24 protein-coding genes and 1 pseudogene are annotated in these 21,186 nt (G+C 72.5%); 11 read left to right on the top strand and 14 right to left on the bottom strand.

Features of this window, described 5'->3' with window-relative positions:
- Positions 1 to 333: 333 nt before the first annotated feature.
- Together ACZ6SA_RS26990 and ACZ6SA_RS26995 are read left to right on the top strand one after the other, a co-directional pair.
- The gene (locus tag ACZ6SA_RS26990; protein WP_347643975.1) at positions 334 to 576 is read left to right on the top strand and encodes a zinc-binding dehydrogenase; all 243 of its coding nucleotides are present in this window, start codon (positions 334 to 336) and stop codon (positions 574 to 576) included.
- A 186-nt stretch (positions 577 to 762) separates the two neighbouring features.
- Positions 763 to 936, top strand: coding sequence for a hypothetical protein (locus tag ACZ6SA_RS26995; protein WP_347643976.1), 174 nt, complete (start codon positions 763 to 765; stop codon positions 934 to 936).
- 19 nt (positions 937 to 955) lie between these two features.
- Here the strand turns inward: ACZ6SA_RS26995 and ACZ6SA_RS27000 are convergent, their stop codons facing one another.
- Complete coding sequence (locus ACZ6SA_RS27000) at positions 956 to 2,212, bottom strand: MFS transporter (RefSeq protein WP_347643977.1); 1,257 nt, start codon at positions 2,210 to 2,212, stop codon at positions 956 to 958.
- Between the two features lie 166 nt (positions 2,213 to 2,378).
- Here ACZ6SA_RS27000 and ACZ6SA_RS27005 point away from each other — a divergent pair, with 166 nt between their 5' ends.
- Positions 2,379 to 2,630 carry a winged helix-turn-helix transcriptional regulator gene (locus ACZ6SA_RS27005; protein ID WP_347644348.1) on the top strand — a complete coding sequence of 84 codons (252 nt, stop codon included), beginning with the start codon at positions 2,379 to 2,381 and terminating at the stop codon, positions 2,628 to 2,630.
- Here the strand turns inward: ACZ6SA_RS27005 and ACZ6SA_RS27010 are convergent.
- The 5 genes from ACZ6SA_RS27010 to ACZ6SA_RS27030 form a co-directional block, all read right to left on the bottom strand.
- The gene (locus ACZ6SA_RS27010; RefSeq protein ID WP_347643978.1) at positions 2,518 to 3,072 is read right to left on the bottom strand and encodes an SDR family oxidoreductase; all 555 of its coding nucleotides are present in this window, start codon (positions 3,070 to 3,072) and stop codon (positions 2,518 to 2,520) included. The genes ACZ6SA_RS27005 and ACZ6SA_RS27010 overlap by 113 nt on opposite strands.
- 112 nt (positions 3,073 to 3,184) lie before the next feature.
- Positions 3,185 to 3,934 (bottom strand): SAM-dependent methyltransferase, encoded by a 750-nt coding sequence (locus ACZ6SA_RS27015; RefSeq protein ID WP_465831150.1) that lies wholly within the window; start codon positions 3,932 to 3,934, stop codon positions 3,185 to 3,187.
- 45 nt (positions 3,935 to 3,979) lie between these two features.
- A complete protein-coding gene (locus ACZ6SA_RS27020; protein ID WP_465831152.1) occupies positions 3,980 to 4,774 on the bottom strand; it encodes an ABC transporter permease in 795 nt (264 codons plus the stop codon).
- On the bottom strand, positions 4,771 to 5,661 hold the full coding sequence (locus ACZ6SA_RS27025) for an ABC transporter ATP-binding protein (RefSeq protein WP_465831154.1): 891 nt from the start codon (positions 5,659 to 5,661) through the stop codon (positions 4,771 to 4,773). The genes ACZ6SA_RS27020 and ACZ6SA_RS27025 overlap by 4 nt, the downstream gene beginning before the upstream one ends.
- Entirely contained in the window at positions 5,658 to 6,014 is a 357-nt protein-coding gene (locus ACZ6SA_RS27030; protein WP_347643982.1) for a hypothetical protein, read from the bottom strand. Before ACZ6SA_RS27030 ends, ACZ6SA_RS27025 begins: the two co-directional genes overlap by 4 nt.
- Before the next feature lie 68 nt (positions 6,015 to 6,082).
- On the opposite strand from ACZ6SA_RS27030, the gene ACZ6SA_RS27035 reads away from it, so the two are divergent.
- Genes ACZ6SA_RS27035 through ACZ6SA_RS27045 form a run of 3 tightly spaced genes read left to right on the top strand, consistent with a single transcriptional unit; the run spans position 6,083 to position 9,072 of the window.
- Positions 6,083 to 6,484 carry a GntR family transcriptional regulator gene (locus ACZ6SA_RS27035; protein ID WP_347643983.1) on the top strand — a complete coding sequence of 134 codons (402 nt, stop codon included), beginning with the start codon at positions 6,083 to 6,085 and terminating at the stop codon, positions 6,482 to 6,484.
- Positions 6,481 to 7,611: a DUF1648 domain-containing protein gene (locus ACZ6SA_RS27040; protein ID WP_465831157.1), complete on the top strand. Its 1,131-nt coding sequence runs from the start codon at positions 6,481 to 6,483 to the stop codon at positions 7,609 to 7,611. The genes ACZ6SA_RS27035 and ACZ6SA_RS27040 overlap by 4 nt, the downstream gene beginning before the upstream one ends.
- Positions 7,612 to 7,671: 60 nt before the next feature.
- Complete coding sequence (locus ACZ6SA_RS27045) at positions 7,672 to 9,072, top strand: pyridoxal phosphate-dependent decarboxylase family protein (RefSeq protein ID WP_465831159.1); 1,401 nt, start codon at positions 7,672 to 7,674, stop codon at positions 9,070 to 9,072.
- A gap of 30 nt (positions 9,073 to 9,102) precedes the next feature.
- Here ACZ6SA_RS27045 and ACZ6SA_RS27050 read toward each other — a convergent pair whose 3' ends face one another.
- The 4 genes from ACZ6SA_RS27050 to aceE all read right to left on the bottom strand — a co-directional run bounded on the left by ACZ6SA_RS27050 (position 9,103) and on the right by aceE (position 14,507).
- Positions 9,103 to 9,951 (bottom strand): AraC family transcriptional regulator, encoded by an 849-nt coding sequence (locus tag ACZ6SA_RS27050; protein ID WP_465831161.1) that lies wholly within the window; start codon positions 9,949 to 9,951, stop codon positions 9,103 to 9,105.
- 167 nt (positions 9,952 to 10,118) lie between these two features.
- Positions 10,119 to 11,231: an epoxide hydrolase family protein gene (locus ACZ6SA_RS27055; RefSeq protein WP_465831163.1), complete on the bottom strand. Its 1,113-nt coding sequence runs from the start codon at positions 11,229 to 11,231 to the stop codon at positions 10,119 to 10,121.
- Between the two features lie 143 nt (positions 11,232 to 11,374).
- Positions 11,375 to 11,980, bottom strand: coding sequence for a bifunctional 4-hydroxy-2-oxoglutarate aldolase/2-dehydro-3-deoxy-phosphogluconate aldolase (locus ACZ6SA_RS27060; RefSeq protein ID WP_465831165.1), 606 nt, complete (start codon positions 11,978 to 11,980; stop codon positions 11,375 to 11,377).
- A 79-nt stretch (positions 11,981 to 12,059) separates the two neighbouring features.
- Positions 12,060 to 14,507, bottom strand: coding sequence for a pyruvate dehydrogenase (acetyl-transferring), homodimeric type (gene aceE / locus ACZ6SA_RS27065; protein WP_465831167.1), 2,448 nt, complete (start codon positions 14,505 to 14,507; stop codon positions 12,060 to 12,062).
- Positions 14,508 to 14,616: 109 nt separating this feature from the next.
- Here aceE and ACZ6SA_RS27070 point away from each other — a divergent pair, with 109 nt between their 5' ends.
- Entirely contained in the window at positions 14,617 to 15,162 is a 546-nt protein-coding gene (locus tag ACZ6SA_RS27070; RefSeq protein WP_443154209.1) for a GntR family transcriptional regulator, read from the top strand.
- On the opposite strand, the gene ACZ6SA_RS27075 is transcribed toward ACZ6SA_RS27070, so the two are convergent.
- Both ACZ6SA_RS27075 and ACZ6SA_RS27080 read right to left on the bottom strand, forming a co-directional pair.
- The gene (locus ACZ6SA_RS27075) at positions 15,150 to 15,626 is read right to left on the bottom strand and encodes a MarR family winged helix-turn-helix transcriptional regulator (protein WP_465831169.1); all 477 of its coding nucleotides are present in this window, start codon (positions 15,624 to 15,626) and stop codon (positions 15,150 to 15,152) included. The genes ACZ6SA_RS27070 and ACZ6SA_RS27075 overlap by 13 nt on opposite strands.
- Entirely contained in the window at positions 15,619 to 16,881 is a 1,263-nt protein-coding gene (locus tag ACZ6SA_RS27080; RefSeq protein ID WP_465831171.1) for an FAD-dependent oxidoreductase, read from the bottom strand. Before ACZ6SA_RS27080 ends, ACZ6SA_RS27075 begins: the two co-directional genes overlap by 8 nt.
- A gap of 213 nt (positions 16,882 to 17,094) precedes the next feature.
- Here ACZ6SA_RS27080 and ACZ6SA_RS27085 point away from each other — a divergent pair, with 213 nt between their 5' ends.
- Both ACZ6SA_RS27085 and ACZ6SA_RS27090 read left to right on the top strand, forming a co-directional pair.
- A complete protein-coding gene (locus ACZ6SA_RS27085; protein ID WP_465831173.1) occupies positions 17,095 to 18,081 on the top strand; it encodes a hypothetical protein in 987 nt (328 codons plus the stop codon).
- 50 nt (positions 18,082 to 18,131) lie between these two features.
- Positions 18,132 to 18,908, top strand: a complete 777-nt coding sequence (locus tag ACZ6SA_RS27090) for a class I SAM-dependent methyltransferase (RefSeq protein ID WP_465831175.1) — start codon at positions 18,132 to 18,134, stop codon at positions 18,906 to 18,908.
- A 222-nt stretch (positions 18,909 to 19,130) separates the two neighbouring features.
- On the opposite strand, the gene ACZ6SA_RS27095 is transcribed toward ACZ6SA_RS27090, so the two are convergent.
- Positions 19,131 to 20,273, bottom strand: coding sequence for an RNA-guided endonuclease InsQ/TnpB family protein (locus tag ACZ6SA_RS27095; RefSeq protein ID WP_465831177.1), 1,143 nt, complete (start codon positions 20,271 to 20,273; stop codon positions 19,131 to 19,133).
- A 25-nt stretch (positions 20,274 to 20,298) separates the two neighbouring features.
- Here ACZ6SA_RS27095 and tnpA point away from each other — a divergent pair.
- Positions 20,299 to 20,589 (top strand): annotated as a pseudogene (tnpA, locus tag ACZ6SA_RS27100) (IS200/IS605 family transposase); the annotation flags it as partial.
- On the opposite strand, the gene ACZ6SA_RS27105 reads toward tnpA, so the two are convergent.
- Entirely contained in the window at positions 20,552 to 20,719 is a 168-nt protein-coding gene (locus tag ACZ6SA_RS27105) for a hypothetical protein (protein WP_465831192.1), read from the bottom strand. The pseudogene tnpA and the gene ACZ6SA_RS27105 overlap by 38 nt on opposite strands.
- A gap of 342 nt (positions 20,720 to 21,061) precedes the next feature.
- Here ACZ6SA_RS27105 and ACZ6SA_RS27110 point away from each other — a divergent pair.
- Positions 21,062 to 21,186, top strand: a 125-nt coding sequence (locus ACZ6SA_RS27110) for a TrfB-related DNA-binding protein (protein ID WP_465831190.1), incomplete at its 3' end; no start/stop codon positions are given.

Genomic DNA, 21,186 nt, shown 5'->3' on the forward strand with positions numbered 1-21,186 from the left:
CAGCCCTCCCCCGAGAGGGTCAACCGGACTCACTCGTGAGGGGGAATCTCCCCAGCACCTTCCATTCGGCGTCGGTCAAAATCCGACGGATACGGCGCCTTCCGGTCACGACACGCGCACCCTGGGTAGGCTCTCGGACCAGGAGACCCAGCCCCGGCCAGCAGCGGCGCGCGCGGGTCGCATGACGCGGGCCTTGAGGTCGGCGAGCCAGCCGGCATCTGCCGGCGTTGCTGGACGAAGTTCCCACGATCTGCCCATAGGAAGAAGTGTGGCGTGCCCAGCAACCGCTTGCTGTTGCGCAGTTCCGGTTCCGTAGCCCGTCACACTGAACCCTTGCCAACCTCCCCGACGGGCACGGGCGGGGTTTCCCTGTTCGGCCTGCAGATCGCCGCGGCGCACGGCGCCGAGGTCATCGGCGTCTCCGGCGATGACGCCAAACTCGCCCGGGCCAAGGATCTGGGCACCGCCCGTCTGATCAACAGGGCGACCCGGGACCGGGTCGAGGCCGTCCACAGAGCCACCCGCGACCGTGGGGCCGACCACATCCTGGAGACCATCAGGGGCAGCAGATCGTGAACCTGCTCGACGCCCCGCCGGAGTACTTCCACGGCTGCGGGGCGGTCTTCGGAGCGACGCTCCTCCTGCACCGCGGGCAGGCTGTGGTGGCCCTGCAGCGGATGGGCCCCGAACCCAGGCAAGGGTGGAAATTGGGTCACCTGGATCTGGCACCGCTGGTGTGTCGCGTTGCGTGCCGAGGCCGCCGTGCTTGACGGGAGCCCCGGCGCTCGCGACCGAGTGGCCGAGGCCCAGGACATCGTTGCCGGCAACCCGGTCTGCGCCGCCATCGTGGAGCGAGCCGAAGCCCTGCTGGACGGCGACCGGGAGGCGCTGCTCGCCGGCCTCGGCCTCGCCCGATGGCTTCGGCACCCACGATGACCGCAGAGTGACAGCTCGTTCAAGGCGAGCAGCAGGTCCCGGCCCGTCTCTGGACACCTCCGATGCGGCTCCGCGCCGCCGGCACCACTCTGCCGATCGTAGTGGCGAGCGCGGCTCCGAGGACGCTGACGCCGACCAGAGTCAGCCAGGTCGCGGCTGCCCCGGTGGACAGCAAGCTGGAGAGCGCAGCCGGAGCGACCGCTCCTGCGACAGTCACGGCGAGCTGGTTGAGGGCCAAGTACCGGCCGCGGAGAGCTTCTGGGGCACTCTCCGCGGCGATAGTCGACGTGATGGGGCCGCCGAGCATTTCACCGAAGGTGTAGCTGCCTGCACCGAGTAACACGACGCCGACCGCGAGAGCGAGCGCAGCAACGTGGTCGGCGGCGAGGAACAGGAGGTAGCCGGCCGCAAAGCAGGCGTGTCCGGCGATGAGGACGCGGCTGCGGATCCGCCCGCTGAGCCACCCGAGGACGATGCCTTGGCCGAAGCCGACCATCAGGGTGTTGAGCGTGAAGACCATGCCGGCAGTCCAGCCAGGTAGTCCCAGCACGTCCACAGCGTAGACCGGTATCGCGATGTTGAGGACGAACAAGGAGATCGCGAAGCACAGTTGATGCGCGACCAGTGACAGGTACCGCCGGTCCCGGAGCACGCGCACCCAGCCTCCAGCAGCGTCCTGACCCGCCTCAGGACGGACATTCGGCACGGCGCGCATCAGAACGAAGGCGGTGACATAGGACAAGGCGTTGACGATCACTATCCCGGCGTAGATGCCGTCGGTACCGACACTGACCGCGACGGCGGAGAGGAGGCCGCCGAGTGCGTAGCCGAGATTGCGTACCGACCCCAGAACACCGAACCAGCGCTCACGCTGGCCGGGCGTGGCCAGCGCCGTGACGGTCACGCCATAGCAGCTGAAGGACACCGCCCGCCCGGCACTGTTCAGCCAGGCACAGATGGCGATCTGCCATGGCTGGTCCACGACGAGATACCCGGCGAAGCCGAGAGCCTGGGCCAGGTTCGCCGCCTGTAGTACCGGCTTGGCGCCGTACCGGTCGACCAGTCCTCCGATCAGAGGGCCCGCCGGGACCGCCAGCAGCCCGGCCGTCGTCAGCGCCGCGCCCACCTGCACCAGCGTCAGCGGCGTCGTGGCCAGGAAGTACAGCATCGAAACGGGGACGAAGACACCGGTGCCGATCGAGTCGATGATGATCGCTGCGACGAAACGGCCGTGCCGACCTATCGATGGACGAACCGGGTAATCGGGAGTAGACACAACCCGGACAGTATAGATTCTATACCGGTATCTACAACGCTACCGGGAGTCGTGCATGGGTAAGGCCTACAACATCATGGCTGCGACCTGCCCCAGTCGCACCGTTCTGCACCGGATCGGGGCGCGCTGGACGGTGTTCATCGTCAACGCGCTGGTCAACAGGCCGATGCGATTCACCGAGCTCAAGGCGCACATCCGGGGGATCACACCGAAGGCGCTCACCGAGACGCTTCGCGCAATGGAGTACGACGGCCTGATCTCCCGCACGGAGATTCCCGTGAATCCCCCGCATGTCGAGTACGCCCTTACAGACCTCGGTCGGTCGCTGCTAGGCCCCCTACGTGCCGTCCGGGAATGGGCCGAGAGCCACGTCCCCGACATCGAACGCGCCCGCGCACAAGCCGACGCGCACCGGTAAGCCTGAGCCGCCCGGACGCGCCGCGGCAGGACCTGTCGCGGATGCGTGAAGGGCTGTCGGGAACGCTGCGGATGGGCGCGACCCCGACCGCGTTGACCGCGAGCGCGGGGCACAGCAGCGTCACCCCGACCGGAGTGCCCTCCAGCGCCAGCGAGGCCTGCTCGGCCAGGGCCACCACGGCGTGTTTCGAGGCGGCGTAGGCCCCGCCGCCGGGGAACGTCACCAGCCCCGCCAGCGATGCCGTGACCAGGATGTGCGCCGGCCGTCCGGCCGCGAGCAGCCCGGGGACGAAGGCACGCAGGCCGTTGCGCACGCCGCCCACGTTGACGGCGAACACCCTGTCCCAGTCGTCGTCACTCACCTCCCACGGCGCGCCCAGGTCCTGGCCGACGATGCCCGCGTTCAGGCACACCAGGTCGGCGCCGGGCTGCGTGAAGTTCATGACCTTCTCCCGAGGCGACTCGTGACGTTCATGGCCCTCCCGGGCGAGCCGTCCCGGCGATGACCGGGCACGTGGGACTCACGTGCCGCCGCCACGACCGGGCACGTGAGCCTCACGGCTCCCGCACCGGCCGGAGCAGGAAGGTGACGAAACCGAGGACGTCGCGGTAGCCGCGCAGCCACGTGGCGCGGTGGTCGCGGGCCGCCGCCAGGGCGGCGTCGCCGTCGGCGCCGGGGTGGTCGAGCGCCCAGTCGGTCAGCGAGCCGGTCCAGGACCATTCGTACTCGTCCCACTCCGCGCGCGTGCTGGTGTGGGCGTGGACGGTGGCGTAGCCGGCGTGCTCGGCCCGCTCCACCGTGCCGGCGAGATCGGCGTACTCGTCGAGGCCCGCGTCCAGCAGGGTCAGGATGTCCGGCGAGGGCGTCGTCTCCCAGAAGCCCTCGCCGACGAGAGCCCGCCCGGTGGGACGCAGGTGGCGGCGCATCGCCTGCAGCGACTCCGTCAGGCCGCCGAAGGCGTGGGTGGCGCCGACGCACAGGACGAGGTCGTACGGCTCGGGGGCGGTGAAGCCGTCGGCGGTGGTGTGGTGCAGGCTGAGCCGGTCGGACACGCCGCGGGCGGCGGCGTGCTCGGCGGCCGCGGCGAGCGCGGCCTCGGAGACGTCCACTCCGTCGGCCGTCGCCTTCGGGTGCAGCTCCAGAGCCCTGATGATCCATTCGGCCTCGCCGCAGCCGAGGTCGAGGACGCGCGCGTCGGCGGGCAGCCGCGCCCGCCGGAGCAGGCGTTCGAGGGCGTCGTCGTGGATGGGGGCGGCGATGGGATGGTCACGATGGGCGAGGTGGCTGATCAGGTGTCGATGCATCCGGAGGATTATGCCGGAGCACCCCTGCGCTTCGCGCGCCCTTTTTCACGTGATGTCCCTGCGCAACGGGGCCGCGACGGCGGCGAGCGCGGCCAGCGCGGCGTAGCCCACGAGGACGGCGCCGCCCAGCGAGGCCGGCAGCAGGGCGCCCGCCGCCCCGCCCGTCTGGGCGGCCACGGCGTCGGCCAGGTAGGTGAAGCCGGTCAGGGCGGCGGTGGCCCCGCCGGGCAGGTAGGGGTAGAGCGTGTTGACCCCGGGGACGAGCATCAGCGCGGTCTCGACGACGTAGAAGTACGAGCCGAGCACCACGAGCGCGGCCACCTGGTTGCGGAGCAGGGCGCCGAAGCCCACGCCGAGCAGCGTGTAGACGCCCATGGTCACCGCGATCCTGGCCAGCAGCCCGAGCACCTCGCCTGCGGGCAGACCCAGGGTGACGCCCTTGGCGGCGGCCGCCGTGAAGAGCCCTGCGGCGGCCACGGCGGCGGTGGCCGCCCCGTAGGCCAGGCCGGCCGCCGTGTACGTGACGATCTTGGCGACCAGCGCGGTCCATCGCCGGGGCGCGTACAGCACCGTGGTCGTGATGGTGCGGTGGCGGTATTCGGCGGCCACCGCCGACGTGCCCAGCAGCGCGGGCACGAACGCGAGCAGCCCGAGCAGGCCGAGCACCACGCGCGTGCCCTCCGCGGTGTGCAGGCCGGGCATCGGCGGGTCGAAGTTCTCCGGCCCGATGAGGGCGAGCAGCGCGGCGAACGCGCCGCTGCAGATCGCCGCGAGCATCCCCCACCGCCAGAGCCTGGCGTTGGTCAGGCGGCGCCACTCCGCCAGGACGAAACCGGTCATGCGGGCCCTCCGATGAGGTTGAGGAACGTCTGTTCGAGCGTGGGGCGGACGGGGGTGATCTCGTGCAGGGAGATGCCGTGCGCGCTCGCCTCGGCGGCGATGCGGTCGGCGGGCAGCCCGTGGACGAGCAGGGCGTCCCCGGCCGTGCGCTCGACGGTGACCCCCTCCTCCAGGCCGGGCAGGAGCGCGTGCAGGGTTTCTGCGCCGGGCGAGCGGATGAGCACGCGGGGGTCGCCGTACAGGTCGGCCACCGGGCCCGCGACGGCGAGCCGGCCCTCGTGGATCACCACGACCCGGTCGGCGAGCTGCTCCACCTCGCTCAGCACGTGGCTGGAGACCAGGACGGCGCGACCCTGCGCGGCCAGCTCGCGCAGGAAGCCGCGCAGCCAGGCGTTCCCCTCGGGGTCGAGGCCGTTGGCGGGCTCGTCGAGCAGCAGCACGCGCGGGTCTCCGAGCAGCGCGGTCGCCAGGTGGAGGCGCTGGCGCATCCCGGTGGACAGGGCGCGGGTGAGGCGCGCGGCGAACGGGGTCACGCCGGTCAGGTCCATGACCTCCTCCGTGCGGCGGCGGGAGAAGCCGCCCATCCGCGCGTACACCCGCAGGTGGGCGCGGGCGGTGTGGTCGGGGTGGAACCCGGAGGTGTCCAGCACGGCGCCGACGGTCGCGGCCGGGCGGCGCAGGCGGGCGTAGCGCACCCCGCCGATGGTGGCGCTGCCGGTGTCGGGGGCGACCAGGCCCAGCACCATGCGCATGGTGGTGGTCTTGCCCGCCCCGTTGGGGCCGAGGAAGGCGGTGACCTTGCCCGGCGGCACGTCGAAGCTCAGGTCGGTGACGGCGGCCACGGGGCCGTACGCCTTGCCGAGCCCGCGCACCTCGACGGCGGTCACGCGGCCGCTCCGGCCAGCCGGTGCCGGACCTCTTCGGCGCCGGCCAGGCTGAGCACCAGCTCGTCGACGCCGTCGATGCGCCGGTCGAGCACGATGCGCAGCCCTGGCTCGCCGCCCCGGGCGCACACCAGCCGCGTGACGCCGTCGAAGCCCGTCCACGTCCCGGCCTTGAGCACGCCGCTGACGACGATGCCCGCACGCAGGCCCCTGGCCTGGGACAGGGGGTGGGCCACGGGCACGACCTCGCGGATCGCCGCCAGCGGGATGTCGGTGCGCGCCCTGCGGACGAAGAGCCGCGTCCAGCGCTCGTAGCGCACGGTGAGCGTGGTCGGGGTGATGTCGAGGGTGAACATGGCCGGGGCTCCCATCGTTGGTGAGTTCCATCTGTTCTATTAGTTGTATATCAGATAAGCTGTGGGGCGTGAACCTGCACCTCGATCTCGACAGCGAGGTCCCGATCTACCAGCAGATCCGGGACCGGATCGTGGAGGCGATCGCCAGAGGCGAGGCCGTGGAGGGCGACCCGCTGCCCTCCACCCGCCAGCTCGCGGCCGACTTCGGGATCAATTTCCACACCGTCAACAAGGCGTACGACCTGCTCAAGCGCGAGGGCGTCATCCGCGTCAACCGCAAGAGCGGCGCGGTCGTCAGGCGCGATCCCTCCTCAGGCCCGCCGGAGCCCGGCTTCGCGGCGGACTGGGAAGAGCGGGCCCTTGTTCTGCTGGCCGAGGCCACCGTGCACGGCCTCGACCGCGACGAGGTCGTGCGCCGCTGCCAGGCCCTGCTGGCGAGATTCCGAGCCGAGGAGAAGACGACCTCATGACGCTGCCCATAGCCGCCGCGCTGGCCACGATCGCCCTGGTGACCGGGGTGTCGCTGGCCCTGCCGGCGCTGACCAGGCCGACGGCGCCGTTCGGGGTGCTCGTGCCGCACGCGTACGTCGCCCACCCCGAGGTGATCGGGCAACGCCGTGCCTACACCAGGCTGGTGCTCATCGCCGCCCTGTGCGCCGCCGCCGCCGGCGTGCCGCTCGTCGCGGCCGGGCGGGGCGCCGGCTTCGTCAGCGGTGTCGGCGCCGTGCTCGGCGTCGCGGACCTGGCCCTCTACGTGCGGGCCGGCCGCGGGGTCCGCGCGGCCAGGCGCGACGGAGGCTGGGAGGAGGGCCTGCGCCGCCGCGTCACCGTGGACACCACGTTCCGCACCGACCCGGTGCGCGTGCCCTGGGCGTGGGCGCTGCCGGCGCTCGCGATCACGCTGGTCACCGCGGCTGTCGGCTGGTGGCGGTACGGCTCGCTGGGCGCCCTGCCGTCGTTCCTGGGGTACGGCGTCGACCCTGCCGGCCCGGCGCGGGCCCTCACCCCGTTGGCCGCGTTCGAGCCGGTGCTCATCCAGGCCGGGATCACGCTGCTCCTCCCCGTGGTGACGCTGCTCGTCCTGCGCGCCCGCCCGGACCTCGACGCCGCCCGTCCCGCGGGTTCGGCCCGGAGGTACCGCGTCTACCTGCGCGGCGTGGCGCGGCTGACGCTCGCCGGGGCGGCCTGTCTCAACCTCGGGCTGCTGGTGGCGTCCCTGCAGCTGTGGCAGCTGGTCCCGCCGTCACCCGCCTGGCGGATCGCGACGTACGTCCCGCTCGTCGCGCTGCTCGTGGCCTGGGTCGTCCGGGAGATCCGCGTCGGCCACGGCGGGCACCGGCTGCCGGCCCTGCCGGGAGAGGACGCCGAGGACACCGGGGCGACGCAGCGTGACGACGACCGCCACTGGTTCCTGGGCGGCACCGTCTACCTCAACCGGCGCGACACGGCCCTGCTGGTGCCCGCCAGGATCGGCGCGACCTGGACGCTCAACCTCGGCCATCCCGTCACGTGGGCCATCCTCGCCGCGCTGGTGCTGCTGGGGCTGCTCGCGCTCACCGGGGTGGTCGACCTGCCCCAGCGGGAGAGCCTTTTCTGACAGCCAGGGTGCAAGAACGTCCAATCCTGACTCTTACCCGGTTCCCTACCGTGTCCGGACATGACCACCCAGCAGGAACGCCACACCGCACTCCCCCTGGACCTCGCCCCGCACGCCGTCGCCGAGCTGGGCCGCCAGGCCGTCGACCTCATCGTCCGGCAGGTCGCCGAGCTGCCGGACGAGCCCGCCAGCGACTACCGCGACGCCACCCGGCTGGCCGCGCTGCTGCGCCGCCCGCCGGGTGGCGAGCCGGGCGACTTCGCCACCCTGATCGAGACCTTCCGCCAGGCCGCCGGGCAGGGCGTCAACACGGCGGGACCCGGCTACCTGGCCTATTTCCCCGCCGGCGGCCTCGTCTCGTCGGCCCTGGCCGAGCTGCTCGCGCAGGTGGCCAACCGCTACACCGGCGTGGCGCAGACCGCGCCCGCGCTGGTCGCGATGGAGGAGAGCGTGCTCGCCTGGATGGCGGGCCTGTTCGGGCTGCCATCCGGCGCGGGCGGGCTGATCACCACCGGCGCCTCGCAGGCCACCCTGTCCGCGGTGGTGGCCGCCCGGCACGACCGGCTCGGCGCCGCGTTCGGCGACGGCACCGTGTACGTGACCGAGCACACGCACTACAGCCTGGCCAAGGCCGCCCAGATCGCCGGCCTGCCGGCCGGGCGGATCCGGACCGTCCCCACCACCGCGGACCTGCGCATGGACGTCCGCGAGGCAGCCCGCATGATCGCTGAGGACCGAGCCGCCGGGCTTCGCCCCTTCCTGCTGGCCGGCACCGCGGGCAGCACCAGCACGGGCACCGTCGACCCGCTCGCGGACCTGGGCCGGCTGGCTCGCGAGCAGGGGCTGTGGTTCCACGTCGACGCCGCCTACGGCGGCGGCTTCCAGGTCACCCGGCGCGGGCGCGAGCGGCTCGCCGGCATCGAGGAGGCCGACTCGCTCACGTTCGACCCGCACAAGAGCCTGTTCCTGCCGTACGGGACGGGCGTGCTGCTCGTACGCGAGCCCGCCGTGCTGCGCGCCGCGCACGCGGGCGGCGGCCAGTACCTGCAGGACATCCACGAGGTGGACGGGCTGCCCGACTACGGGCACCTGGGCGTGGAGCTCACCCGGGAGTTCCGGGGGCTGCGGTTGTGGCTGCCGCTGCACCTGCACGGCCTGCGGGCCTTCGAGGAGGCGCTGGACGAGAAGCTCGACCTGGCCGGGGTGGTGCACCGGGAGCTGTCGGCCGATCCGCGCCTGGAGGTGCCGTGGCGGCCGGACCTGAGCGTGGTGCCCTTCCGCCTGCGGGGCTCCGACGACGACAACCGGCGCCTCCTCGACCGGATCAACGCCACGCGCCGGGTCTACCTGTCGAGCACCACCCTGGAGGGTGCGTTCTACCTGCGCCTGTGCGTGCTCAGTGTCCGCACCGGCGCCGACCGCGTGGAGGAGGCGCTGCGCGTCATCCGCGCGTCCCGCTGACCGGCCGGCCCGCCGGCGCCACGCTCCGCGTCATCCGCGCGTCCCGCCGACCGGCCGGCCCGCCAGCACCCCCCGCTGGTAGGCGCCCGGTGTCACCCCCACCATGCGGCGGAAGTGCCGCGACAGGTGCGACTGGTCGCAGAACCCGGCGGCCACCGCCGCCTCCGCCGGAGGCGCCCCCCGCTCCAGCAGCGCGCGGGCGCGCCTGACGCGCAGCTGGACGACGTAGGCGTGCGGCGGCAGCCCGTACGCGCGGCGGAAGGAACGCAGCAGCGCGAACGGCGCCGTGCCCGCGGCCGCGGCCAGCTCCCCCAGGTCGGGCGGGTCGGCCAGGGACTCGTGCAACAGCTCGCGCGCCCTGGCGGCGACGCTCCGGCCGGCCGCCGCGGGCCGGGCCGACCGGCCGGGGCGTGGCCCGCGGGAGCCGTACGCGCCGATCAGCCGCGCCATGACGACGCGCAGCAGCGAGTCGGCGGCCAGCCGCTGTCCCTGCTCGGCCGCGCGGTGCGCGGACAGCAGCAGCGCGGAGGCTCGCTCGTCGGCGGCCGACCAGGTGGTGAACGCCGGAGGCCCGGCGGCGGCGCCCGCCTCGTCGGCGATGGCCGCCAGCTGCTCCGGCCTGGGATACAGGACGCGGTAGGTCCAGCCGTCCGGCGTGCGCGCCCGCCCGGTGTGCACGACGCCCGGGTCGATCATGACGACCTCGCCGGCGCCGGCGCACCGCGGCCCGTCGGGGAAGGCGATCTCCTCCAGGCCCTCCTCGACGACGCCGATCGCGTACGTGTCGTGGCTGTGCCGGGCGAACGGGTCGCCGGTGAAGCGGGCCCGCATCAGGTCCACGCCGCCCCACAGCGGGTCACGCCAGTACCGCACGCTCATGCGCCCACGGTAACCCTCACGCCCGGGAGCGCGCCCCGGCCCGCCTCGAGGGAGAGCCGCACGATCACCACGCGGGCGGCGCGCTGGTCGGCGTGAACGGCTCGGGCAGGACCACGCCGGCCAAGCTCCTGACGGGTCGGCCCTCCCGGCCCGGGCGGGGTCGCCGCTCAGCGCAGGGTCGCGAAGAACGCGCGCACGTCGGCGACGAACGTATCCGGCTGCTCCAGGGCGGCGAACGTGCCGCCCCGCTCGTGCTCCACCCAGCCGACGATGTTGTTGTCGCGCTCGGCGAAGCGCCGGATGGGCCGCAGGATGTCCTTCGGGAAGACCGAGATCGAGGTGGGCACGGTCGCGGGCTTGAGCTCCCACTCGACGCCGGTGTCCGTCTCGGTGTCGGGCGTCTCGACGAAGGACCGGGCGGCCGAGCCGGCGGTGTTGGTCAGCCAGTAGAGCATGACCGTGGTGAGCAGCCGGTCGGCGTCGATTTCCGTGTCGCTCCACTCGTGGTAGACGCCGGCGAACCAGGCCAGCAGCGCCACCGGCGAGTCGGCCATGCCGTAGGCGAAGGTCTGCGGGCGGGCCGACTGGATGAGCTTGTAGGCGTACTGCTCGGTCAGGTAGCTCTCGCGGAAGGCCAGGCGCTCCTGCTCGACCTGGCTCAGCCCGTCGAGCTCGCCGGGCGCGCCGACGGGGAAGCAGATGATGCCGTTGCCGTGCATCCCGGCGACCCGGCCAGGGGCGAGGACGCCGACCTCGCGCGAGATCCACGTGCCCCAGTCGCCGCCCTGCACGCCGAAGCGCTCGTAGCCGAGCCGGGTCATGAGCTCCAGCCAGGCCCGGGCGATGCGGGTGGAGCCCCATCCGGTCTCGCGGGTGGGCCCCGACAGGCCGTAGCCCGGCAGGGACGGGATGACCAGGTGGAAGTCGCGGCTCAGCGGCTCGATCACGTCGAGGTATTCGACCGGGGAGCTGGGCCAGCCGTGGGTGATCAGCAGCGGCAGCGCGCCGGGGTCCGCGGAGCGGACGTGCAGGAAGTGCACGCGCTGCCCGTCGATCTCGGTGACGAACTGGTCATGCCGGTTGAGCTCGGCCCGCGCCGCCTCCCAGTCGTAGCCGGTGCGCCAGTGCTCGACCAGGCGCCTGAGGTGGGCGAGCGGCACGCCGTGGCGCCAGCCGTGGCCGGGCACCTCGTCCGGCCAGCGCACCCGGTCGAGCCGCGCGCCCAGGTCGTCGAGGTCGGCCTGGGCGGTTTCGAGGCGGAAGGGCCGGATGTCGGTCAAGGATTCCTCCAGAGTTGTCGTACAACGTACCGTACGCCATACGGTTCGCTGGGCGCAAGGGATCGAATCCTTTGGAGCGTTCCAGCAAGAAGGGCACGGGCTTCGCGCCCGTGCCCTCGTGCGGACTCAGTGCGGGGGTGGCGTCACGCCGGGAGGCTCGCGCGCAGCTTGGCCAGCGCCTCGTCATCGTTGAGCGCCGACCCCACGGCCACGGCGCGGCAGCCGGCCGCCAGGAAGCCGGCCGCGTTGCCGGCGTCGATCCCTCCGGTGGCGACGAACCGGACGGAGGGGAACGGCGCCAGCTGGGCGGCGATCCAGCCGGCCCCGAGCTGCTTGGCGGGGAACGCCTTGAGCCAGGTGAAGCCGTGCGCGAGGGCGGCGGCGATCTCCGTGGCGGTGGCCACGCCCGGCAGGTGCGGCAGCCCGAGGCGGCGCGACTCGGCGACGACCTCGGGGTGCAGGCCGGGCGCGACCGTGAACGCCGCCCCCAGGTCGTGCACCGTCAGCAGTTGCGCGGCCGTGGTCACCGTTCCCGCACCGACGCTCTTCCCGCGATCCTTCGCGGCCTCGACGGCCGCCCGGAGTGACGGCAGCGCGCTGGACGTCTGCACGGGCACCTCGATGAGCTCGACCCCGAACTCCCAGGCTCGCTCGCACATCGCCACGGTCGCGTCGGGGTCGAGGTTGCGGAAGATGCCGAGGATCGGGACGCGGTCGAGGTGCCGGTCGAAAAACTGATCGGCGTCCATGGATGTCTCCTCCTCGGCCCTGGTGATCACGGCATTTCGCAATATATCGGACGGCCCGGCCGGACCAGGCGGGCAGCCCTTACTCCTCGACCGCCTTGAGCACCGCGTCCGCGATCGAGCGGGGGTCCACCCCGAAGTGGCGGCGTACGTCCTCACGCGGGCCGGAAAGCCCGAACCCGTCGGTGCCGAGCGACGTCCACGGCCGGTCGATCCAGGGCCGGATCTGGTCGGGCACCGCCCGCATCCAGTCGCTGACCGCGATCACCGGCCCGCTCGTCCCCGCCATGGCCTGGCGCAGGTAGGGCACGCCCGTCGCGGTCATGGCCTCCCTGCGCAGCTCGCTCCACGAGGTCACCGACCACACGTCGACGCCGACGCCGTACTCGTCCTGCAGCAGCCGCTGCGCCTCCAGCGCCCAGTGGATCGCGGTGCCGCTGGCCAGCAGATGGGCGGCGCCGCCTGCGGCGGAGTAGCGGTAGATGCCCTTGACGATGCCCTCCTCGATCCCCTCGGGCATCGCGGGCTGCGGCTTCGGCTCGTTGTAGAGGGTCAGGTAGTAGAACACGTCCTCGGCCGCGGGGCCGTACATGCGTTCGAGCCCGTCCCGCACGATCACCCCCACCTCGTACGCGAAGGCGGGGTCGTAGGCCAGGCACGCGGGGTTGGCCGAGGCGAGCAGCTGCGAGTGCCCGTCGGCGTGCTGCAGCCCCTCCCCCGTCATCGTGGTGCGCCCCGCGGTCGCGCCGATGAGGAATCCGCGGCCGAGCTGGTCGGCCAGGGCCCACATCTGGTCGCCGGTCCGCTGCCAGCCGAACATCGAGTAGAAGATGTAGAAGGGGATCATCGGCTCGCCGTGCGTGGCGTAGCTGGAGGCGGCGGCGGTGAACGACGCCATCGACCCCGCCTCGGTGATGCCCTCGATGAGGATCTGCCCGTCGACCGCCTCCTTGTACGACAGCAGCAGCTCCCTGTCGACGGCGTCGTAACGCTGGCCGTGGGGCGAGTAGATCTTCGCGGTGGGGAAGAGCGACTCCATGCCGAACGTCCTTGCCTCGTCGGGCACGATCGGCACCCAGCGCCGCCCGGTCTCCGGCTCCTTCATCAGGTCCTTGACCAGCCGGACGAACGCCATCGTGGTGGCCACCGGCTGCGCCGAGCCCTTGGCCAGGGCGCGGAAGGGCCGCTCGCCGGGCTGCGGCAGGAGGTGGTGGGAGACCGTGCGCCGGGGTATCGGCCCGCCCAGGGCGGATCGCCGCTCGGCGATGTAGCGCGCCTCGGGCGAATCGGGGCCGGGGTGCAGGTAGGGCGGCAGCTCGCCGTCGAGCGCCCCGGCGGGAACGGGCAGGCCGAGCCGCTCGCCCATGACGCGGAACTCGTCCTGCGTGAGCTTCTTCATCTGGTGGTTGGCGTTGCGCGCCTCGACCCCGGTGCCGAGCGTCCAGCCCTTGACCGTCTGGACGAGGACGACGGTGGGCGCGTCGGTGCGCTCCAGCGCCCTGCGGTAGGCGGCGTACACCTTGCGCGGCTCGTGGCCGGCCCGCGACCCGCCGACGACGCGCCGCAGGTCCTCGTCGGAGTGGGGCACGTCCAGGCCGTGGAACAGGTGCTCCCTGATGTAGGCGCCGGACGAGGCGGCGTACGTCTGGAACTGGCCGTCGGGCACCTCACCGAGCCTGGCCACCAGCTCGTCGGAGCCGAGCAGGTCGTCCCACTCCCAGCCCCACAGCGCCTTGACGACGTGCCAGCCTGCGCCTCTGAAGACGCTCTCCAGCTCCTGCACGACACGGGTGTTGCCGCGGACGGGGCCGTCGAGCCGCTGGAGGTTACAGTTGATCACGAAGGTGAGGTTGCCGAGGCCCTCGCGTGCCGCCAGCGTGAGGGCGGCGGTTGCCTCGGGCTCGTCCATCTCCCCGTCGCCGAGGAAGGCCCAGACATGGCTGCGCGAGGTGTCCTTGATGCCGCGGTTGTGCAGATAGCGGTTGAACCTGGCCTGGTAGATCGCGTTGAGCGGGCCGAGCCCCATCGACACGGTGGGAAACTGCCAGAAGCCGGACATGGCCCTCGGGTGCGGGTAGGACGGCAGGCCGCCCTCGGGCTCGCGGCGGAACAGGTCGAGCTGCTCCTCGCTCAGCCGTCCTTCCAGGAAGGCGCGGGCGTAGACGCCAGGAGAGGCGTGCCCCTGGAAATAGACCTGGTCGTGGCCGGCGTGGAAGAAGTGGTTGAACCCCACCTCGTAGAGCCAGGCGGCCGAGGCGTAGGTGGCCAGGTGGCCGCCGAGCCCCATCTTGGCGCCCCGGCTGACCATGGCCGCGGCGTTCCACCTGTCGTAGGCCGCGACGCGTTCCTCCAGCGCGAGGTCGCCCGGGTAGGCGGGTTCCTCCGCCGTGGGCACCGTGTTGAGATAGCGCGTGCTCGTGGCCAGCCTGCGCAGCAGGTAGTCGGCCCGATCGGGACCGGCCTCCCGCCGGACCGCCTCGAGCGACTCGAGCCATTCGGCGGTCTCCTGAGGATCCACATCTCTCTGCATGCTTCCATTAAACACCCTATGATCGATCATATGATGAAAGGACTTCTCCGTGGAGCCTGTGGCGCGGCCGCCACTGCGTGACGAGATCCGCGACGTGCTGGTCGAGGGCATGATCAGCGGTCGCTGGGGGCCCGGGGACCGCATCGTGGAGCGCCGCCTGGCCGCCGAGCTCCAGGTCAGCCAGGCGCCCGTACGCGAGGCGCTGCGCGAGCTCGAAGCCCTCAGGCTGATCGAGTCCTCCCCCAACAAGGGCGCCCGGGTCCGCGGCTTCACCCCGGCCGACCTGCGCGAGGTCTACCAGGTGCGGGCGGGCCTCGAGGAGACCGCCACCCGCCTGGGCACCCCCTCCGTCCCCGCGCTGCGGGCGCACGTGGCCCGCATGCACGAGGCGGCCGCCGCCGGCTCGCTCGACGGCCAGGTGCGCCACCTCGTCGGCTTCCACCGCGAGATCGTGGCCGCGTCCGGCAACGCGGTGCTGGTCTCGGTGTGGGAGTCGCTGGGCATCGAGGTGTGGACGCACGTGTCGATCCGGCTGTTCAGGATGCGGCCGCACGAGAACGCCGCCGACCACGAGCCCCTCGTCGAGGCCATCGAACGCGGCGACCCGGACATCGGCCGCCTGCTGCGTGACCACGTGCTCGGCTACGCCCCCTGAGCGGACGGTAAGGCGAGGGCCTCGCGGACGGCGCGCAACATCCGGGACAACTCCCCGGCCTCGGCGGCGGACAGCCCGATGGCCTCCGGCGCGTTGAACTTCTCGACCTCGGGCTGCGCCCTGGCCAGAAGTTCGCGGCCCGCCTCGGTGATCCGCAACCCCGCCCGGCGCCCGCGGCCCCCTGGCCCGTCGCGCTCGACCAGGCCGCGCTTGAGCAGCGACACGGACAGCTCGTTCATGCTCTGCGGACGCACCATGACCGCGCGGGCGAGCTCGGCCTGGCTGAGGTCCTCGCCGGCGGCGAGCGTGGCCAGCACGCCGAACTGCGTCGGGGTGAGCCCGACCGAGGCGAAGAGCGCGGTGAAACCCCTGGCGACCACATGCGAGGTCTGGATCAGCTCCCACAGCGGCAGATCAGGCTCCCCGTCGGGCCAGGCCCCGTAGCCGGGCCGCCGCTCAGGCAACGCGGGCTCCCGTCACGCGGCGGCCGAGCCGGGCTGCTGCGGCCAGGGCGGGCAGGCTCAGCCGCGCCAGCCCTGCCCCGACCGGGCCGGCGAGCCGGTGCACCCAGCCAAGCGGCTGCATCGACGTGCGGATCGCGTCGCCCGCGTAGGCGGCCATCCCGCTCTGGTAGCGGTGCACGGCCATCGGGATGGTGGACTCCCCCGCGTGCGCGCGGGCCAGCTCGCCGGCCAGGAGGTCGGCGTCGCGGATCGCGGTGGCCGCGGCCCGCCCGCCGGTGGGCGGCATGGCGTGGACGGCGTCGCCCAGCGCGGTGACGGCGCCGGCCGGCCAGGGCGTCAGGTCGGCGCCGGGGTCGGCGGCGTGGAAGCGGAAGAACGCCACGGTGGCCGGGTCGCCGGCGCGGACGAGGGCGCGCAACCGCCCGTCCCAGCCGTCGAGCAGCGTGCCGGTGACCCGCATCAGGCCCGCGCCGCCGAGCTCGCGCGGCCTGCCGGGGAAGCGGCCGTCGGGCGCGAGGAGCCCCCAGATGAGCGCGGGATCCTCCAGCATGGCGGGCACGCCGGTGCACGAGGAGGGATCGACCACGGCGCCTCCGGCCGGGTCGTGGACGGTGACGAACATCCCGATGCCGCCCGGCCCGAAGGCCAGCGCCGGGCCCTCGGCCAGCAGTCCGGGGACGAGCGGGCGGGTCCGGCCGTCCAGCGGGGTGCGGCCGGCGATGCCGCTCACCCCGGCGGGGGCCGAGGTCGGGCGGCCGGCCAGCGCCGTGGCGACCCGCGAACCCACGCCGTCCGCCCCGACGAGGAGATCGCCCCGGTCGGCGCTCCCGTCGGCGAAGTGCGCCGTGACCGTGCCGTCGGGATGTGCCCGGTGGCCGGTGAACTCGGCGCCGAACCTCAGCGCACCGTCCAGCCCGTGAGCCAGGAGCCGGCGCAGCGGGATGCGGCCGATCATGAGTGTCTCTTGCGCGCGCTCGCGCGGCTCGGCGAACAGCAGCCGCATCCGGTGGTCGGCGACGGCGAAGCGGCGGAACGCCTGCCACCCCGCCGAACTGCCCAGGAGCGCCTGGTAGTGGTCGGGCGCGAGGTGGCGGCGCAGCGCCGCGCAGGCCCGGTCGTCGAGGTGGAGCCGGTAGCCGCCGGTCGCCTCCACGGCCGGATCGCGCTCGTGGACCGCGACCTCGATCCCGGCACGCCGCAGCGCCTGGGCGAGGGTCAGGCCGCCCATGCCGGCTCCGATGATCAACACCTTCATGGCCGCTCCTTCCTATCAGGCACCTGATTAAACCAACAAGGTACCTGATACTTGAGCACCATGTCGGGCGGCCCCGCCTCGGCGCGCCCGGCCACCCCGTTCCCCGATCCCCGTGTCTCGCCCGGGGCGGCTCTCGTACGATGGCCGCGTTCGTCGCAAACAGGTCCTGAAGGAGGACGCGAGCGAGGCGAGCTCCGTGAGATGATCAAGATCATGACTGATCTGCCTGGCTCAGGGACCGCCGGCCGAGCACAGAGCACCCCACCGGCGGGCAGGGCCTTAGGTTCCGGCGACGGAGGCCCCGGCCCGGGCGCGAGCACGGCCGCGCCCAGCATCGGACAGATCGCCGGGCTGCACCCGCGCCGCGGCCCTCAGGACGCGGGCGAGGTGCCCGGCGACGACGTCGACCTGCTCGACTCCCTCGACCCGCTGACCTGGCGCACGGCGGCGGCCTGGCTACGGGAGCGGCCGTCCGCGGCCACCAGGCAGGTCCGCCTGCGGGTCCTGGCCGCGTTCCTGCGCTGGCTGCGCGAGGCCGAGCCGTCCGTCGAGCCGCTCGCGGTCACCGGAGCCCACCTCGACACCTACTGTGACGCGGCGCGCGCCGGCGCCCTCACCATCGGCGTGCGCGTGCCGGGCAAGCCCCTGGCCAGCGCGACGGTGAACAGGAGGCGGGGCGTGCTGTCCTCCTTCTACGCCTTCGCCTGGCGTTCCGGCGCGGTACGCCACGACCGCGTCGCCGGCTCCGGCACCGGTGTGCTGACCCGGGAGGACCGCCGGCTGCTGCGCCGGGGCGTCGCCCGGCTGGCCGCCGGCGGCCGGCAGGCCGAGGCCGCGGCCGTCGCGCTGCTGGACGCCACCGGCGCCGCCGCCGGCGCCCTCGCCGAGCTGACCCTCCAGGACCTGCACCCGGTGGCCGACGGCGAGTGCGCCATCGTCACCGTGCACGACAGCCGCGGCGACATCGTGGCCTTCCCGGTGCCGCCTCCGGCCCGGCCGCTGCTGGAGGCGCTCTCGTCGGGCCGGGCCGCGGGGGAGCCGCTGCTCCGGCGGGAGGACGGGCGGCCGGTGGACGTGGAGTGGCTGAGGGACGCGCTGGCCGAGGCGGCCATCGCCGGCGGCATCCCGCGGCAGCGGGCGAAGCTGCTGCACCCGTACATGTTGCGGGCCATCACGGCGGCCGACCGCGCGCCCCGATGACCGGACTCCACCCTGGTGAGAAGGCGATTGTCGACGGCGAAAGGGCGCAAATGACTGCGGAGCGGGTGCAAGCCAGGGTGTTCGGAGAAGTGGCCGAGGCATACGACAGGGTCCGCCCCGCCTACCCGGACGCTCTGGTGGACGACGTCCTGGCCTACGCCGGGCTCGGCGGCGCGCCGGCCGTCGAAGTGGGCGCGGGCACGGGCACGGCCACGGCGATGTTCGCGGCGCGCGGCACCGACCTCACCGCCGTCGAGCCGGACTCCGCGATGGCCGCCGTGCTGAACCGGCGGCTGGGCGGGCGGCCCAACGTGAGGGTCGTCGTCTCCCCGTTCGAGGAGTTCCGGCCCGACCGGGCGTTCGGCCTGCTGTTCAGCGCCCAGGCCTGGCACTGGACCTCCCCGGAGGCCAGGTGGCGGAAGGCGGCCGAGGTGCTCGCCCCGGGAGGCGCCGTCGCGCTGTTCTGGCACGTCGACATGTTCAAGGACCCCGCGGTGCTGGACGCGGCGCTCGCCGTCTACCGGGCGCACACGCCGCACATCCTCCTGGACACCGAGCTGCCCACCGGGTCGTCGATCGAGTCGTCGCGCTGGTGGCTGGAGCTGGAACGGCAGGACGCCTTCCAGGACCTGTCGGCCCGGCTCTACCCGTCGGAGCTCACGTTTCCCATCGCCGACTACCTCACGCTGCTCGGCACCCGCTCGGCCGTCCGGATGCTCCCCGAGGACGTGCGCGCCGGCCTGCTCGGCGCGCTGGGCGACGTCCTCGGCGACCGGGTGACGCTGAGCGTGACGACGGCCCTCTACCTCGCGCGCCGCGCTCCGTGACCGTGCGGACCGCTCACCCCGCGATCGCCCTGCCGAGCAGATAGCAGAGGCTGACCGCGGCCAGGCCCAGCACGAGGTTCATCGCGATGTTGGTCAGCGCCCTGCCGGTGGAGCCGGCCGCGAGCAGCTTGTACGTGTCGGTGGTCAGCTTCTCGGTCGTAAACAGTAAACGACCGAGCTTGCAGTTCCTTGCCGTCGATGGCTTCGACGGGTCGGTCCGCGTCAGGCAGCGTGACTCACTGCCCAGCCGATCTCACCTCGTGAGGAGACGACACCGGCTGCGTTGACGTCGGCATGCTCAGCGAAGCCGCACGACGTACAGGAGAAGGTGGCCTGGTCGGGCCGGTTGGCCCTGTCCATATGCCCGCAGGCCGAACACTCCTGGGAGGTGTAGGCAGGATCGACAAAGATCACCGCGACCCCGGCCCGGGCCGCCTTGTAGGCGATGAAGCCGCCCAGCTGGTGGAAGCTCCATGAGTGCAGGGTGACCCGCTGGGGCTTGCGAAGCCGTACCCGGTCGCGGATACCGCCCAGATCTTCCAGGGCGATGCCGCGGCCGGTGCGTTCCGCCTCGGTCACGATCTGCTTGGCGATCACATGATTGATGTTCGCGGCGAAGCGGGCCTCCTTGCGGCGACGCCGCTTCAGCAGCCGCTTGGCCGACTTGGTGGCTTTGGCCTGCAGCCGTCGGCGCAGCTCACGATTGCGGTGCCGGACCGCGTTCAGGCCCTTGCCGCTGTGGCGGATCCCATCACAGGTGGTGGCGATGTTGGCGATCCCCAGATCCACCCCGAGGAACCCATCCGGTGCCGTCACCGGCTTTTCCGGTAGTTCGACCGTGGCGTGCAGGAACCACATGCCATCGCGCCACACCAGATCCGATTCGCCCTTGCGATGCGCGGCCAGCAGCGCCAGCTGGTCGGCTGAGCCGGTGAAGGCGATGCCGCGCAGCCGCCCGGCGGTCGTCCAGATCGACACCGTCCGCGCCTGGTACTGCCACGACAGACACCGGTCGTCATACGGGTGGGCCGCAAGAGGGCGGAAGACGATCGGTTTGCTTTCCGCCTGGACGCGCCGCTTCGATCCAGGCTTGCCCAGGTTTCCGGCGGCCAGGTTGGCGTGCAGCGTGCGGTAGGTGTCGCAGACCTTTTTGATCACATGCTGGGCGGCCTGCGCGGCCAGCCCAAAGCTGGCTCTGACCTGCTCGTAGGTGTGCTTGCGCAGGTCGAAGTTGCGGAAGCAGCGTTGCTCGAAAGCGGTACGGGCGACCAGGTTCGCGGCCCGGTTGGCGGCGTGCAGTGTGGTTTCCAGGGCCGCCGCCTGTTCGGGTGTCGGCAGCAGCTTCACCTGCACCACCAGCCGCATAGTCGAACACACTATCATTAGGTCCATGTCACCGCGATGGGAACCGAATCCCGATATCCGGCGGAGGCGCAGCGTGGTCTACAGCTTGCACGCCCATTTGGTCTTCACACCGAAGTATCGGCGTAAGGTGTTCACCGACGAGATCCTGCGCCGCTGCGAAGACATCATGATCGAGGTGTGCGACAGTTTCGGCGCGAGGCTGCTGGTGTTCAACGGCGAGCACGACCATGTTCATCTCCTGGTCCACTATCCGCCCAAGGTCGCCCTGTCCACTTTGGTCAACAGGCTGAACTGGTCAGCGCGGCGCAGAACCCGGTGCCGACCAGCGACAGCCTGGCGTGGGGAAGGGCCCCGCGCGAGGCGATGCCCATCAGCAGGCCGAGGATGGCCGAGCCGTTGACGTTGACGTTGACGTTGACGTTGACGGCCAGCGTGCCCCACGGCATGGCGATGCCAGCCCGCTCATGCTCGTACGAACCGTCGCGATCACCGCGGGGGGGCGTGTACGCCTGGCTCGCCGGCGGCAACCTGTGGCTGCCGGCGGCGGTCGTGCCGCCGGGCCGGTCGGACTGGACCCCGGGCCCGGCTGGCGTGGGCCGGCCCGGGGTGAGGGCGTGGTCCGGCCGGGGGTCGCCAATCCCCTCGGTCAGGCCGTGGCCCGCGGCCCTGTTCTTTCAGGACCGCCGTCCGAGTGGCAGTGTGCTGGTTCAGGACATAGGAAACCCATGTCGCAGGACATAGGAAACCTCGGCCGAGCGTGTCTCGGGACATAGGCAACCATCGCGATCATGAGCCTTGGCTGTGTGTCTAAGGCCGGGATTGTTATCACCGCCGTTGTCGTCGAGGGACGGTCCCAGGCAGAGGTCGCCCGCGCCTACGGAGTCTCCAAAGGCTGGGTCTCCAAGCTGGTGGC

It is taken from the genome of Nonomuraea sp. NPDC049378 (genome assembly GCF_055586745.1).